At 35.8% G+C, this 2831-nt stretch carries 3 protein-coding genes; 1 reads left to right on the top strand and 2 read right to left on the bottom strand.

The features are described from left to right. Positions 1-367: 367 nt before the first annotated feature. Complete coding sequence (locus tag AC1DUW_RS24975; protein ID WP_477643736.1) at positions 368-595, top strand: Na-translocating system protein MpsC family protein; 228 nt, start codon at positions 368-370, stop codon at positions 593-595. A gap of 675 nt (positions 596-1270) precedes the next feature. On the opposite strand, the gene AC1DUW_RS24970 is transcribed toward AC1DUW_RS24975, so the two are convergent. Then, positions 1271-2545 (bottom strand): MFS transporter, encoded by a 1275-nt coding sequence (locus AC1DUW_RS24970; protein ID WP_053346285.1) that lies wholly within the window; start codon positions 2543-2545, stop codon positions 1271-1273. A gap of 66 nt (positions 2546-2611) precedes the next feature. Continuing rightward, on the bottom strand, positions 2612-2831 hold a 220-nt coding region (locus AC1DUW_RS24965; protein ID WP_477643735.1), incomplete at its 5' end, for an aldehyde dehydrogenase family protein.

The following is a 2831-nucleotide window of genomic DNA, read 5'->3' as shown; positions in this document are numbered from 1 at the left end:
ACTGACATGTCTTATATCATGTAGACGTTTTGATAAGTATCTTATAATATCACTCAAAAGGATACCACTCATTTTTGTTAATAGAATTATTAAGTAAATGTTAAATAATATTTCAAACAGCATAATGTGATCTAATCTTTAATTACATAAAATATTTTTCTTTAATTTTCATTAATTTAATTACTTTATTACAACAATTTTAATTATACTTTATTCATTAATTAATAAGAGTAAATAGTTAAACTACCTTGTATTATTGGTTCTTCATGGAGACAAATAGAGAGTCTAGTTTAACACTTAAATGATGAGATAGGAGAAATCAATGACAAAAAGTATGGAGCATCAATTCAATATGTAACTTCGTGAAATACGTAAGCAATACGTTGGAAATGGACCAAAGGAAATTACTACTCGTTTTGTAGGTCACTGGGTGATTAGTGAGATGAAAGGTAATCTGACGAATATAGAAAAGTTTATGATTGGCTCCAAAGAAGGACAACGAATGGTTCATGAAGCACGAACTAAATTAGTGAAGGAAATCTATCAGGATCCTACCGTGTTGAAAAAACTTGAGGAATGCACGGGAAAATTGTGAGCATCTTTACGGATATTAATATAGATATTGATACTGCGATGACRATTTTTGTGTTCGATATGCCTATTCAGCCTTAGTCATTAGCTATACTAGAATAAATTAGGAGGTATAATCCATCGTTACAAGGATAATCAACGTTTACATAGAAAAAGCAGCCCGGCATACTTATGGTATTGTTCACTAATCCATGTTCGATAAAGATTTGTGTATGTATTTCCCATACAGATTCTCTTTTACTACTTCCACTTAAAAGTTGGATGATAAGGACGAACGATCTGATACTTTTTTCACAAATGTTGGCGGATAGTCGGACCTCCATGCTCTTTGGACATCAAGGTAATCGCTGTGACCTGCCACTGTGATACTCTCTGGATCCATGCCCTGTAATTGGTTTCGATATTAAGGGACAAAAATCCCCTTTACAAATAACCCTAAACAGACACATGAATATTCTTAATATTTCTTGGATATTCTCATAAATGATGAATTTGATTACTAATTGACAAAATAGAGAATAGCTCACCTTGGTTATGAAAAGTTGAATAAGAAAAAAGACACTACTCGTAAAGTTAGTGTCTTTTTTAGAAAACATTCATTTAATAGGAATGGTACATTTTAAGTTGAAATGTCATAGCAGTGATATTTCTTAGGATCTATTAACATGATTCAACAACTTTATATAATTTTTTGATTGGAAGTGTTTTTGAATTTTTCTTTCGTTGTTTTTTTCATACTGTTCGCTACTAACACACAGACCATACTGAAGATGAATAAGCAAAGGAAGAAAATCCAAGCTACACGGTAGCTTTGAGTCACATCATAGATTAAACCAGAAACTATTACCCCAAAGGAACCTGCCGCTACAAAGAAAACTTGCACTATACCAAAAATAGATCCAAAATCTTTCTTTCCAAAGATATCATTAGTCATAAAAGGCGGACCTAATGTGGAAATGACAATACTAAAGCCAAATGCAATTGCAAATAAGAAAGCGAATGCTTGTGTCTTAGCTAACAGAAGCGCTACCATAGCAGTCGTCATACAAAATCCAACATAAATTGCACCACCTGCAGTACCGAACTTATCAAATACTGCACCTAAAATCAACTTCCCTACCGTATTTGCAAGGGAAAGAATACCAAAAATTGTGCCGGCAAAAATGGCTGGATGTCCGATATCCATTAGATAGGCTGGAATATGCATTTGAACGCCGCCTGCAACYAATGCAAAGCAAACGATTCCTAGGACAAAAATCCAAAACATAGCTGTCTTCTTTGCTTCTCCCATGGTTAGGCCACTCTGTTCAGACCCTAAATTCTCCGCAGATTCCATCTCGTCTGCTCCCAGTGGAACTAGTCCTTTTTCAGCAGGACTTTTCTTGGCAAATAGTAGTACTAAAGGCAACGTTAAAACAATGATAAGTGCACCAGCAATAACGTAGGCTATTCTCCAACCGTAGTTTGAGATTAATGTAGTTAAAATTGGACTTAACACTGCAGCTCCAATACCTGAACCCGCAAAGGCTAAACCCATTGCTTTTCCTTTTTTCTCATAAAACCAGTTGGTTACCATAATTGAAATCGGGATATTGGAGAATCCTGCCACGCTGATACCAATCATAAATCCTACAATGCTAAAATATAGCGCTGAGTTTGCTAGCGAATATGACATAAATCCTACTCCGGCCATTATTACGCAAATGGACATAATCAATTTCATATTTCCTTTTGCTAGCAGTTTACCCATGAATGGAGAAGCAACAGCCACTCCAAGGCCGGCAATCGAAAGTGCGATTGAAAAAGCGGTTCTGCTTATCCCTAAATCATCTGTAACAGGGACCATGAATAAACTGTGTAAAGAATTTATTATAGAGAAGCCGGCGAACATAATAAAGAAGCCACACAACACAACATACCATCCATAAAAAACACCTTTAGACCCTTGTGCCATTTATTGAACCYCCAGTTTCTCTATTTACAACAAGTTCTTTACTAGCTAGATTACATAATGTAAGGTTCATCCGATTTCAATATAACAGGTCTTCTCACGGGTATATTCAAGGATGGAATCCGTTCCAAATCCACTGTCTTTTTGTCCTCCAAATGGAAGCTCTGGTCCAACTCTACGGAACAAGTTCACCCAGACATTTCCTGATTCTAATTGACGAATCATCCGGTGAGCTCGATCCAAATTCGATGTCCAAACGCCAGCTCCTAAACCAAATGCACTATCATTT

The sequence above is a fragment of the Peribacillus sp. P4_C12 genome, assembly GCF_056402095.1.
This window is presented reverse-complemented; position numbering and strand designations above follow the sequence as displayed.